The organism is Algoriphagus aestuariicola, assembly GCF_017254835.1.
GTDB classification, from domain to species: Bacteria; Bacteroidota; Bacteroidia; order Cytophagales; family Cyclobacteriaceae; genus Algoriphagus; species Algoriphagus aestuariicola.
Genome location: NZ_JAFKCW010000002.1, coordinates 860,552 through 872,416, shown reverse-complemented (window position 1 = coordinate 872,416; position 11,865 = coordinate 860,552). Strand labels below are relative to the sequence as shown.

The following is an 11,865-nucleotide window of genomic DNA, read 5'->3' as shown; positions in this document are numbered from 1 at the left end:
GCTGTGATGTCAAGCAACTTGTATGAGGTGGAGCAATTGTTTTTTAGGGTATCACTTCGCTAGACAGAGCGATAGGTCTATCTACAAAAGAGCTTTCGAAAGGAAACAAATAACTAATATAAAAAACTATAGCTATGAGACTAAGAAATAAAACTATTGCATTGGTTGACTCTTTGCAAGAGGCGAAATCGGGGAACTCTTTTGTGCAGGCTTTTCACGAAGGTGGAGTGGTAATTTTGGATCCCGTAAGTTTGTTTTCCAAGTCTAACTGGATAAGATTTGAAGAGGATATTGATGTTATCAATAAGGTCTATTCCCATCTCTTTGACGAAGTGGTGATTGCACGGAAAAAACTAATATGTTTTTGGCCTCTGACAGAACAATTGGGAAGTGAATGGGTCTCATTGAATGCGCTGTGTGATGAAAATGGCTATGAATTGGAGGCCTATAGAAATGTGTTTTTAGATGGAGATGGATACGGTTTTAGCAGTGATGTGCTTCGCTTATGGAAGAGCTTTGTGTATTTCTTGATTGAATCGCTCATGGAGGATATTAAACTAAATGAAGGTCTGGAGGAGATAGCCAAGCTGACCTCGGATCATGAAGCTATTGTTTTGTTTAAAGTGGGGGATGCCGAAAAGACAAATTATACGTATGCGGTTTGCCACGGTGTAGATGGGCTTTTGCGGGAAAAGAATCTCCAGTCGGCGAAAGACTACACTGCTTTGATCGAATTTGGATCTTTTCAGGATATGTTGGTCGGATTGCTGGATAGCAAAAATCTGAGCCAGTATCAAACAGAATTTGCGGACAAACATCTGGAAAAGGCTTATTTTAAGGTAATAGCCCAAAAAACAAGAACAAAAAATCTTATTGAATCCTGGCTGAAGACCTACTCTTTAAATTAAAAGACAAGAGCTTGGATATAGAATTGGGATATTATTTTCTAAATATTCATTAAATCTATTTATCGAATAGAAATCAATTTATATATTTCGGGGATTTTTATTAACACATATAAATCTTCACGACAATGAGAGAATTGATTAAAGAAGCTATAGCTGATCTAAAAAGAACAGATGGTTTTATCTATGTGACTGCCGAAGGAAAAAAAATTGACCTTCATGAAGCGGCCGCAAGAGGAATTGCAGTAACTCCTGTTAATCCAAAGGATGAAGTTATTAAGAAACTTGAAGCGGCAGGTTTGTTTTTAACAGACGGGAAATTTGTAAGCGAATTGAATGATCTAATTGCTGCATTGGGCGGCGGTACATCATCAAAAGGTACAGGTAAGAGACGATCTTTTTCTGAATCTGAAAAAAGTAAAATTGTAGAAGAATGGCAGAAAGTAGAAGCAGCCGGTAAAAAGACTAAAGCTGCCTTTGCAAGAGAAATAGGCGTTGGCTATCAGACATTTATTAATTGGCTGAAAGGTTAAATATAGCCTCAGATCAATAAAAAAAGACAGCGATAGCTGTCTTTTTTTTATATAGACGACTGCCGACTGCGTACAGACGTGAATACCATCGAAAATCCCAGTATAAAAAAGGCAAGGATTCCAAGCAGAAATGGGGAGCCTAGATCCGGGATGGAAATCGATAAATTCAAAAAATCAATGCTAGGTTTCGGAAGATTGATTCGTCTGAATAACTCGACGATGGAAGAATTGCCAGGCTGGGAGGGAGCCGAAAACAAACTCCATCCGAGGAGTGAGGCAATGAGTCCAATGATGACTGTCCAAGCCCCGGAAGAGATGACTGGGCTATAGTATGTCTTTGGTTGGGGTAGTGCTTCGATTTTTTTCAAAACAGACAAATGAAATTCGTCTCCAGGTGTTTCCGTTCCTGTCTCGACCATCCATTTTTTCAGGACATCCTGTGGGGTTGACGCCTTGTTTTTCATAGTAGCCCGATTAATGTTTCGTTTGATATTTTTCTGAGATTTTGTTCCAAATGTTTTCTTCCTCGAAACAGCTGCACCTTGATGTTGGTTTCTTTATTTCCGGTAATGGTGGCGATTTCTTTGATCGGGAGGTCTTCCAGATAGAATAGGGTCAGCACGGCCGCTTCTCCTGGGCTGAGCATTTCGATTCCTTTTTTTATCAAAACTGTTCGTTCTTCTCGTTGTAGGATCTCCAATCCATCCAAGAAATCTGCCGGTTCCTCTGGGTTTTCCATAATATCCTCTACCCAAGTCAGATCCCTTTTGGTCTTTCTCAGTCGCCCCATGCATTCATTATATACGACCCGATACATCCAAGTGGTGAACTTTGATTTTCCTTCAAACCGTGACAAGGATTGATAGACCTTCATAAATGTGTCTTGCGAAGCCTCTTGAGCCTCCTCTTGATTCTTTAGCATCCGCAAAGCCAAAGTATAGACGAGGCGCTGATGCTTTTGGACCAGGGAGCCAAAAGCCTTCAAGTCGCCTTGTCGGGCTAGTGTAATGTAGTAATCGTCTTCCAGAAATTGCATTCAACTCTTAGATGCAGGTGGGTCCAAAAAAGTTACGGTTTATTTTTTTTTAATTCTTCATGTAACCTTTTTATGGAATTGGACATCCAAACGGCAAACAAAACAACAAGACATGCAAGAAGATATCCTAATTCCACTGATCATTTTCTCCGCGATTTTCGGGATGGTGTACGTTTACCTGACCACTCGAAACAAGGAGCGGCTTGCCCTGATCGAAAAAGGCGCGGACGCGTCGCTGTTCAACACCGGAAAAAAGAACGGATTCGGTTCAATTATTCTCAATCTGGCACTTTTGGCCATCGGCATCGGCATCGGTGTACTCATAGGCGCGATGCTGGCACAAGCTGGGATGGATGACGATGTTTCATTCCCGGCCAGCATCTTCATCTTTGGGGGATTGGGACTTGTGACCAGCTTTTTTGTCAATAGGAAACTGGAGAAATAGCAAACTAAACCAATTCAAAAACTGCCGTCAAGCCTCCCCATATCCCGGGGAGGTTTTTTTGTGTTTTGGATTTTAAGACGTTTGGGCAAGATAATCTGACTATTTTTACGCCAAAATTCAAAACACGTGGATCAACAGGCAATCGTAAAAACCTTTCGCGACAAGGGACAAGTGACTATCAAAGAAGGAAACGGCAAGAATTTGACTTTGGTGAAAACCGACCTTTGGCAGCCCGAGATGGGAGACGGCTGGATGTTTCTACTGTTTGATCTTTTTCAGATCCGCTCGATATGTGCGGCGTTTTCCGAAGTGTCCTTGGACATCGTAGAGTTTGCCTCCAAGCCGACGATCTATCACAGTCCTGTGAATCCAGTAGTCCAGAACGCTCCGATACAAAACGGAAACGTCCGCTTCTCGCTGATTCGTGATACTAACTGGAGCAAGTTGCTTTTCGCCATTTCCCAGCCCGTACTTGCTAGGATTGGTTTGGATACCGTGTCCGCGGATTTCCAGACTGATCTTTATTTTCCGCTTTTAGGCCCAAACACAAAAGAGATGTTTCTCGGACCTGATGGAGATGTAAAAATTATCAGAGGATGAATTTCAAATCAAAGCTGGACGAGCAGGAAATATTTGAAAAAGTGGGCAAAGCGGCTGCCAAACTGGGGATAAAATCCTATGTCGTGGGTGGCTTTGTGCGGGATCTGATCCTCGGTCGCCCCAGCAAGGACATCGACTTCACCTGCGTCGGTAGTGGAATCAGTCTGGCGCAGGAAGTTGCCAGGTCTTTTGATACCCACGTTCCCCTTTCGGTTTTCAAGAACTTTGGGACGGCAATGCTAAAGTTGGACGATTGGGAGCTGGAATTTGTCGGCGCAAGGAAAGAATCCTACCGGCAGGAATCCCGTAAACCAATCGTCGAGGACGGGACCTTGGAGGAAGATCTGGAGCGCAGGGACTTCACCATCAATGCGATGGCAATATCGCTCAATCCGGAGGACTTCGGAGAGTTGGTCGACCCCTTTGATGGAGTAGGTGACTTGAAGCGCAAAATTATCAAGACTCCGCTCGAGCCGGGAGTGACTTTTTCCGACGATCCGCTGCGGATGTTGCGTGCGGTGCGGTTTGCCGCCCAGCTCAACTTTGATATCGAGGCGGATACATTTTTCGCGATAGCGGAGCATTCCGACCGGCTGAAGATCATTTCTGCGGAGCGGATCATCGACGAAATCAACAAGATTGTGGCAACTGCCAAGCCATCATATGGTTTCAAGCTGTTGTTTGCCTCTAAGCTACTGCACGAATTTTTTCCGGAAATGGTGGATCTTCAAGGTGTTGACTCGGTGGATGACAAGTCCCACAAAGACAATTTCTACCACACACTGCAGGTTTTGGACAATGTCTGCCAGATGAGCGACAATCTGTGGCTTCGCTGGGCAGCGATCATGCACGACATCGCTAAGCCTGCGACCAAGCGCTTCAATCCCAAGGTGGGTTGGACTTTTCATGGCCATGAGGATAAAGGGGCGCGCATGACCCCTGGGATCTTTCGAAGGATGAAATTGCCGATGGACGAGCGGATGAAGTATGTACAAAAGCTCGTTCGCCTCCATTTACGTCCCATTGCCTTGGTCAAAGACGAAGTGACCGACTCTGCCTTGCGAAGATTGCTCTTTGATGCAGGCGACGACATCGAGGATTTGATGAAGCTCTGCAGGGCGGATATCACCTCCAAGAACAACAAGAAAGTGCAGCGCTACTTGGAAAACTTCGACCGGGTCGACGAAAAACTGAAGGAAGTCGAGGAAAAGGATCAGGTCCGGAATTTCCAGCCGCCGGTGAGCGGGGAGGAAATCATGGAAATCTTCGGTCTTCCCCCTTCCAAAATCATCGGGGAAATCAAGGAAGAAATAAAAGAAGCTATATTGGAGGGCAAAATCCAAAACGATCCAAAAGCTGCCCGAAAACTCATGTTTGACATTGCCCGTGAAAAAGGCATCGCTCCGATCGACAACAAATCACATCATCAAGAAAACAAAGAATAACAATGAAGCGCACATTCCTACTGCTGCTGCTGGCCATCTGTGCCGGAAATCTTGCTGCCCAAACGGCAAATGACTCACTACCAAAACTGGATCTGAAGCTGAAGGCCGTATTGAATGCGACCGACCAGGCGGCATACCAGATCGCCATGTCCTACAGTGATCCTTCCATCGCGAAGGCAAAGCTGTTTGATCTGATGGTTCGAAATCCGGAAGATATCCGCTATCGAGAAGCGTTGGCAAACCTATATTTTGATGCTCAGCAGTTTGCATCTGCCGCGCTGGTGTCCATGGATATTCTCAAAATCAATGACAAAAACATTGGCGCCTTGGAAATTGCCGCCTACTCTCTCGAGCAATTGGGTGCCTTGGATCGTGCATTGCCGCATTTTGAAAGTCTTTACCTTCTGACAGGTGACAATTTCAGCTTGTACAAATCCGCATTTATCCAATACAACTTGAAGCGCTACGAGGAAGCAATGAACTCGGTGACGATGCTTGTGAAAAATGCGAAAGCGGATGAAAAAATCGGATTCCCTAAGTCCCAAACCGAAACCCAGCAGGTGGCCATGAAAGCAGCGGCTCTGAACCTAAAGGGATTGATCTACCTGGATCAAAACTCAAAGACAGAGGCGAAGACAGCCTTCAATGAAGCGATTGCCCTTGATTCCTCCTTTGAGCAAGCGAAAGAGAATCTAAAGAAGACGAACTGATAAAAGAGCAAAAACAGATATCATCAAAAGCCGGCCTCGATAGAGCCGGTTTTTTTGTTTCCGTCTTAGGGGAAAAGAAGGAGTGCAATGGTGGAGGTCGCGATGGAGAGCAGTAGACTAATCGCCAGCAACTTTGAGTAATTAGTCTCCCAATGCTTGGTTTTGTTATCTGGATCAGGCACCAGTTTTCTTACCGGTTTGATTGCCAACTGAACAACAGCAAGGCATCCGAGGAAATAGAATGTCAACAGAATCAAAAAAGTCGCTGCGGTTTCCATGCATCAAATTTAAACTCACGCAGGGGCAGTTGAAACCTCTTTTCGGAGACTTAACAATTTGTTAACCTGGGGATTCTGTTTTGAATACTTTAAAAACCAAATCCCCGGAAAAGCGCTGGACTAGTTCATGAAGCGATTTTCGATCGAGATGCCGCTACGAACTTTCTGATCCAAGGTACTACCCAAATCTTCACGATCGAGCTGTCGGTATCGGGCTCCGGATGGCATACCGGTGATTTCGGAAATGGCGGTTCTTAGAAGCAGTTCATTCACATCTCCGAGCGGAAGAAGGCGCTCCTGGGATTCTTTCAAGGAAATGTTGGGGTTAAATCCCTCGGTATAGTCCGATTGGTCGAGACTGTTGAAGCTTTGGGATACGATCGGCAAAATGCCATACTTATTCTGCTCATTTTCCTCGTCTTCAAATGGGATCGAGCCCACATTTTTCCCGGTCGTCACGTCTCCGATGAGGAACACATCCATGTAGGGCTTGAGACCATTGATGATTAGTTCGGAAGCTGAAGCTGTCCTTGCAGAGGTCAGGATATAGACTCGGTTTTCGATAAGGGAGTTTCCGAGATTTTGGGCTTTGGCAAGGAATGGGGTTTGTACGTTTCTCAATTCGGCAAATTGATCCATCAGGTAGTCATTGTACTTCGTTTTTGAAAAAATACTTGAAGAACTCACCCCCGGAGCGATCAAACTGGCCAGGTTGACTGCGGATGAGACATATCCTCCGCCATTGTAACGGAAATCCACGATCAGGTGATCGATTCCCTCTGCCTTGAAATTTGCGAAAATTTCGTCCATTTCCGCGTCGTAGGAGGTGTTGTTTTCACCTGATCCAGGGGCGAAAAAATGGTAGATCACATAGCCGATTTTCTCATTGTCGATGGTATAGACGGTATCCAAAAAATTTGGGTTTTCTGCCAGCTGCACAGCGGTGAGGGTGATTTCTGGCATCACGATGTAGGTTTCGCTTGCCTCGTCATACCTCGCATATGACAGCGTATGCATTCCTCTTATGGCCCCGAGAAGCTCGGAGTAGTTGTTGATCGTGAGTTGGGTTCCATTGATTTTGGTGATCATGTCACCGCGTTTTAGATCGACATTTGAGGCTGGGCTGTTTTTTTTGATGTAGGTGACAGAGGCATACACGTTGCTGTTCGCTTCGGATGTTTCGCGATAGAGAATAAACTCGTAGCCGGCTTCCAGATTGACTCCATTGAGCGCATCAATCAATTCCTGATAATCGGGATAGATCACCGAAAACCTATCGGTAGGCCGATTAAGCAAGGCTTCAAAATAATCCTCCGGTTCAGAGTTTTCCGCTATGGGAGTGCCGAGATCATTCAACCAATAATAGACCTCATCCATTACGTTCAATATCCAACGATTGGCTGCGGCATTCGAAGCGGGATCGATTCGGGGCTGTTCATCGTCGTTTTGACATGAAAACGCGACGACAGCCATCAGGAGAATCGAGATTGATTTGGAAAGTCTCATGGTTGAAAATTGGTTAATGCAAAAACGGAAGCCGCGCGTAGTTGTTTTAAAGGGGGTGATCTTTTTGAGCAACTGTCGGTGTCAAAATGACGAACCAAAAGAAACGTTGTGCAGCTGACTGTCCAACAGTTTGCCGTTTTCGCACTTCAATACACGGTAGGGGAATTTGCGGAGCAGCTCGTGGTTATGGGTTGCCATGAGAATGGCTGTGCCTTTTTTGTTGATCTCCTGAAAGAGCTTGAATATGCCGTCTGCCACGTCCGGGTCTAGGTTTCCGGTCGGTTCGTCAGCCAATAGGATGGAGGGCTCGTTGAGCAGAGCCCTGGCGATCACTACCCGCTGTTGCTCCCCGCCTGAAAGTTGGTGGGGCATTTTTTGGAGAGCCTCGGTAAGGCCCACTTGGATCAAAACCTCGCTGATTCGATCCTTGATTTTGGCGGCATCGGTCCATCCGGTAGCTTTCAGAACAAAGGACAGGTTCTCCCGGATCGTGCGATCGCTAAAGAGCTGAAAGTCCTGAAATATGATCCCGATTTTCCTTCGCAGGTAGGGGATTTCGCTGTTTTTGATTTTGGTAAGAGAATAGCCTACAATCTCTCCGAGCCCGGATTGGAGTGGTAGATCGGCATAAAGGGTCTTGAGTAAGGAGCTTTTTCCACTGCCTGTTCTCCCGATGAGAAAGACGAATTCATGCTGCTCTACGGCGAAGTTAATGTCTGTCAACACGGGGTTGTCGCCCTGGTAAATGGTGGCCTGAGTGACTTGAAGTACAGGCTTTGTACTGAAATCCATGGTTTAGAGTTCTAATTTTTGAAGTTTGCCGAAAGGCAGATTTTTGATTACCTCTTCCAACTGGCTTTCCCTGCCTGCCAGCCCGAATTTTTCGATGCTTTTAAGCGGGCGGTCAGCCCGGAAGTAGGCCACCAAGACGAAGTTCTCGTCCCGGATCTGGATGTAATCCGGTATTTTTGCTTTTCCTTTTACCTTGATGATGTACATGCTATGGGATTAAAAAAAGAGGCTGCATCCTTGAAGAAACAGCCTCTCTTGATTTTTATTTTCCGGCTGCCTTTGCGTGATCAGCCAGAAACTGTGCCAGACCCGAATCAGTCAGCGGGTGCTTGAGCAAGCCTGTGATCACTTTGAGCGGACAGGTAACTACATCCGCCCCGAGTTCGGCACATTTGATCAGGTGCATCGTGTGGCGCACCGAAGCTGCAAGAATCTCAGTTTCGAAGTCGTAGTTTTGATAGATATGTGCGATCTGCCCGATCAGCTCAAGGCCGTCGTAAGAGATGTCGTCCAAGCGGCCGATAAAGGGAGAAAGGAAAGAAGCGCCAGCTTTGGCCGCGAGTATCGCCTGACCTGCTGAGAACACCAGCGTGCAGTTGGTGCGGATTCCCTCGCTGTGGAAATATTTGAGTGCTTTCACCCCATCCTTGATCATGGGTATTTTCACGACGATTTTGTCGTCGATTTTTGCAAGCTCTTTGCCCTCGCGGATCATGCCGTCAAAGTCAGTGGAGATGACCTCTGCGCTCACTTTGTCATCCACGATGTCGCAGATTGCTTTGTAGTGGGCTTTTACGTTGGCCTCTCCGCTGATGCCTTCTTTGGCCATCAGGGAAGGGTTTGTCGTCACGCCATCCAATACGCCCAGGTCATAGGCTTCGCGGATTTCATCGAGATTGGCGGTGTCAATAAAGAATTTCATGGGAATAGGTTTTTTGTTAAGACTTGGCTAAAAGGTCTTAGGTTGAGATTGCGTTGGCATATGCCAACGGACAAAGTTAGAAGATAAATCAGGATTAGGAATTCCCAAAAGTATGGGATTTGGAAAATTTAGGGCAAAAAAAGAAGCGGCATCGCACCGCTACAACCGCCTACCCTTGCTTCCTTCCGGACCTGGGGGATTCAGCAGGAGCTGGTCGTGCCGCTAGGTGACAAAGGTAGGGTAAATTTTGCTCCATGCAATGCGCGTTTCCCAATTTGGGCCTATGAGTCAGGAAATCAAGTGGTAAATTTTTATCTTGGATTCTTTAAGCAGTTTATCTCCTCAACCCCCAAGTACTATTTATGAAAAAAACACAAATAGCCATTCTATTGGTCTTGGCTGGCCTTTCGGCCTGTCAGGCTCCGAAAAAGCCGCCGTACAAGTTTAAAGTTTCAGATCTTGAAACCAATCTGATCACCTTGTCTTCCGACGAGTTTAAGGGAAGAATGCCTTTTACAGAAGGTGAAAAAATTACGACGGATTTCCTTGAATCCGAGTTTAAAAATATGGGTTTGGAGCCTGGAAACGGAGATTCCTATTTCCAGGAGGTCCCGATGGTATCGATTTTTTCACAGCCTTCGGACCAGATGACTTTCAAGTCCCCCAAGGAAGATCTGGTAATTGCTGGATTGCAGGATTATGTGATCTGGACGCAGCGAACGGATTCACTCGTGGAGGTGAAAGATGTGGAGGTGGTATTTGCCGGGTTTGGGATTGTAGCGCCTGAGTATGGATGGAATGACTACAAGGGCATCGACGTCAAAGGGAAAATTGTACTGGTAATGGTGAATGACCCGGGCTTTGGAACTAAAGGTGCCTCGTTTTTCAAGGGAAATACGATGACATATTATGGCCGATGGACCTACAAATATGAGGAAGCGGCTAGGCAGGGGGCGCTGGGCTGCCTGATCGTACACAATACCATCCCCGCCGGATATGGGTTCAACGTGATTCAAAATAGCTGGAAAGCTTCCAAACTTTATCTGGATGATCGTGGAAAAGAGCCTTACAAACTTGGGTTCGAAGGTTGGGTTACTTTGCCGACGGCGAAAAAATTGTTTGAAATGGCGGGATTGAAGGATTCAGAAATGCTAGCGAAGGCCCGCAAAGCAGATTTCCAGCCGGTTGCTCTCCAAATTTCGGCATCTGCTTCCATAGAAGTCGAGGCCAAGTACAATGTTTCCAAAAACGTGGTGGCCAAAGTGACGGGGAAAACAAGGCCAGATGAATATTTGATCTATTCCGCGCACTGGGATCACTTCGGAATAGGCAAACCCGATGAAACCGGTGACTCGATCTATAACGGTGCGCTCGACAATGCCTCCGGAACAGCTGCACTTTTGGCCTTGGCAAAGGCTTTTAAAACAGACGGTCAACCCGAGCGCACGGTTGTTTTTCTTGCCGTCACGGCAGAAGAGCAAGGGCTCTGGGGCTCGGCATTCTACGCCCAAAATCCGATTTACCCAATAGAAAAGACTGTAGCCAACATCAATATGGACGGCATCAATCCCTACGGGAAGATGAGGGATGTTTCGATCATCGGGGTGGGACAATCGGAGATGGAGGATCTTTTGAACGCAGAGCTTGAGAAGTTGGGCCGGTATAGTGCTCCAGAACCCAATCCTGTGGCAGGCTACTACTTTCGATCCGATCATTTTAATTTCGCAAAGGTTGGGATTCCCGCCCTGTATTTTGGTACTGGGATCGATCATGTGGACAGAGGAAAGGAGTACGGCAAACAGTTGCAGGACGACTACACCGCCAACTACTACCACAAGCCGAACGAGGAATATGATCCGGCCAGATGGAACCTCGATGGGGCTGTGGACGATGTGCAGCTGCTTTACAACGTGGGCAGGTCGCTGGCAAATTCTGACAAATGGCCGAGCTGGAAGGAAGGCTCCGAATTCAAAGCAATTAGGAACAGCTACATGAAGAGATAAGGTGCAAGCCGGGTCGCAAGATCCGGCTTTTTGCATTTCAGCCGATTTTGATCGCGTAATTCGTCAATAGCCCAGGAAGTCCCTCCAAATCGAAACTTGCGCCTTTGATTTTGTTTCGCTCTGGATCTATCCGGTAGTTGAAGGCCTCGCGAAAGTCGGCTTTTTCCAGATTGCATTGGTCGAAAACAGCCCCGCTCAAATCCGAGCCGGCAAAGATTGCACCGTTCAGTTCTGCTTGGGAAAAATCAGTTTCAAATAGCCGGGATTTTTGGAAGTTGGATTTCTTCAGCTTTAGGTTGTAAAAGTTGCAATAATCCAGCTGACAGGCGTGAAAGTTGAATTCAAGTAGGAAGGGATTGGCCGCATTGAAATGCACGCCAAGTATTTTACAGCTGTCGAAACGCACCATTTGGAAGGAAACGCCAGAAACTTTGGCGTTGCTAAGGTCACAGTTTTTGAATGTGCAATTTTCGAAACTGGAGCCCTGAAGATTCAGGTTTGTGAAATTGCAGCCAATAAAGGTGCATGATTCGAATTCAGCAATTTGGATGTCGTCGGCTGTCAGATTTTGGAAAGTTTGGTCGGAAAAGTAGGGCATCTGGGACTACGAGAGAACTAATTTCAAATTGTCAGGATACGGTACGTATTCGTGCCGTCGGACCTGGCTGGCTTTATCGATTGTTGAAGTTC

The 11,865-nt window shown here is 46.2% G+C and carries 15 protein-coding genes and 1 other RNA gene; 7 read left to right on the top strand and 9 right to left on the bottom strand.

What is annotated here, in order from left to right:
• Positions 1–134: 134 nt before the first annotated feature.
• Both J0A67_RS10905 and J0A67_RS10900 read left to right on the top strand, forming a co-directional pair.
• Positions 135–908: a hypothetical protein gene (locus J0A67_RS10905; protein ID WP_206569367.1), complete on the top strand. Its 774-nt coding sequence runs from the start codon at positions 135–137 to the stop codon at positions 906–908.
• 125 nt (positions 909–1,033) lie between these two features.
• Positions 1,034–1,438: a hypothetical protein gene (locus J0A67_RS10900; protein ID WP_206569366.1), complete on the top strand. Its 405-nt coding sequence runs from the start codon at positions 1,034–1,036 to the stop codon at positions 1,436–1,438.
• A 47-nt stretch (positions 1,439–1,485) separates the two neighbouring features.
• Here J0A67_RS10900 and J0A67_RS10895 read toward each other — a convergent pair whose 3' ends face one another.
• The gene (locus tag J0A67_RS10895) at positions 1,486–1,902 is read right to left on the bottom strand and encodes a hypothetical protein (protein WP_206569365.1); all 417 of its coding nucleotides are present in this window, start codon (positions 1,900–1,902) and stop codon (positions 1,486–1,488) included.
• Positions 1,899–2,474, bottom strand: coding sequence for an RNA polymerase sigma factor (locus J0A67_RS10890; RefSeq protein WP_206569364.1), 576 nt, complete (start codon positions 2,472–2,474; stop codon positions 1,899–1,901). Before J0A67_RS10890 ends, J0A67_RS10895 begins: the two co-directional genes overlap by 4 nt.
• Before the next feature lie 112 nt (positions 2,475–2,586).
• On the opposite strand from J0A67_RS10890, the gene J0A67_RS10885 reads away from it, so the two are divergent.
• From J0A67_RS10885 to J0A67_RS10870, 4 genes are all read left to right on the top strand, one after another.
• Positions 2,587–2,919 (top strand): DUF6249 domain-containing protein, encoded by a 333-nt coding sequence (locus tag J0A67_RS10885; protein ID WP_206569363.1) that lies wholly within the window; start codon positions 2,587–2,589, stop codon positions 2,917–2,919.
• Positions 2,920–3,045: 126 nt separating this feature from the next.
• Positions 3,046–3,519, top strand: coding sequence for a hypothetical protein (locus J0A67_RS10880; protein ID WP_206569362.1), 474 nt, complete (start codon positions 3,046–3,048; stop codon positions 3,517–3,519).
• Entirely contained in the window at positions 3,516–4,964 is a 1,449-nt protein-coding gene (locus tag J0A67_RS10875) for a CCA tRNA nucleotidyltransferase (protein ID WP_206569361.1), read from the top strand. Before J0A67_RS10880 ends, J0A67_RS10875 begins: the two co-directional genes overlap by 4 nt.
• Before the next feature lie 2 nt (positions 4,965–4,966).
• The gene (locus J0A67_RS10870; protein ID WP_206569360.1) at positions 4,967–5,674 is read left to right on the top strand and encodes a tetratricopeptide repeat protein; all 708 of its coding nucleotides are present in this window, start codon (positions 4,967–4,969) and stop codon (positions 5,672–5,674) included.
• 65 nt (positions 5,675–5,739) lie between these two features.
• Here the strand turns inward: J0A67_RS10870 and J0A67_RS10865 are convergent, their stop codons facing one another.
• The 6 genes from J0A67_RS10865 to ffs form a co-directional block, all read right to left on the bottom strand.
• Complete coding sequence (locus tag J0A67_RS10865) at positions 5,740–5,952, bottom strand: hypothetical protein (protein WP_206569359.1); 213 nt, start codon at positions 5,950–5,952, stop codon at positions 5,740–5,742.
• A gap of 120 nt (positions 5,953–6,072) precedes the next feature.
• Positions 6,073–7,458, bottom strand: a complete 1,386-nt coding sequence (locus tag J0A67_RS10860; protein WP_206569358.1) for a S41 family peptidase — start codon at positions 7,456–7,458, stop codon at positions 6,073–6,075.
• Between the two features lie 81 nt (positions 7,459–7,539).
• Positions 7,540–8,250 (bottom strand): cell division ATP-binding protein FtsE, encoded by a 711-nt coding sequence (locus J0A67_RS10855; RefSeq protein ID WP_206569357.1) that lies wholly within the window; start codon positions 8,248–8,250, stop codon positions 7,540–7,542.
• A 3-nt stretch (positions 8,251–8,253) separates the two neighbouring features.
• Complete coding sequence (locus J0A67_RS10850) at positions 8,254–8,457, bottom strand: fructose-6-phosphate aldolase (protein ID WP_206569356.1); 204 nt, start codon at positions 8,455–8,457, stop codon at positions 8,254–8,256.
• Between the two features lie 55 nt (positions 8,458–8,512).
• Positions 8,513–9,172: a fructose-6-phosphate aldolase gene (fsa, locus tag J0A67_RS10845; RefSeq protein WP_206569355.1), complete on the bottom strand. Its 660-nt coding sequence runs from the start codon at positions 9,170–9,172 to the stop codon at positions 8,513–8,515.
• Between the two features lie 139 nt (positions 9,173–9,311).
• Positions 9,312–9,398, bottom strand: an RNA gene (gene ffs, locus J0A67_RS10840) — signal recognition particle sRNA small type.
• Between the two features lie 136 nt (positions 9,399–9,534).
• Between ffs and J0A67_RS10835 the strand changes: the two genes are divergently transcribed.
• Positions 9,535–11,175: a M28 family metallopeptidase gene (locus J0A67_RS10835; protein WP_206569354.1), complete on the top strand. Its 1,641-nt coding sequence runs from the start codon at positions 9,535–9,537 to the stop codon at positions 11,173–11,175.
• Between the two features lie 37 nt (positions 11,176–11,212).
• On the opposite strand, the gene J0A67_RS10830 is transcribed toward J0A67_RS10835, so the two are convergent.
• Entirely contained in the window at positions 11,213–11,773 is a 561-nt protein-coding gene (locus tag J0A67_RS10830; protein WP_206569349.1) for a pentapeptide repeat-containing protein, read from the bottom strand.
• Between the last annotated feature and the right edge of the window lie 92 nt (positions 11,774–11,865).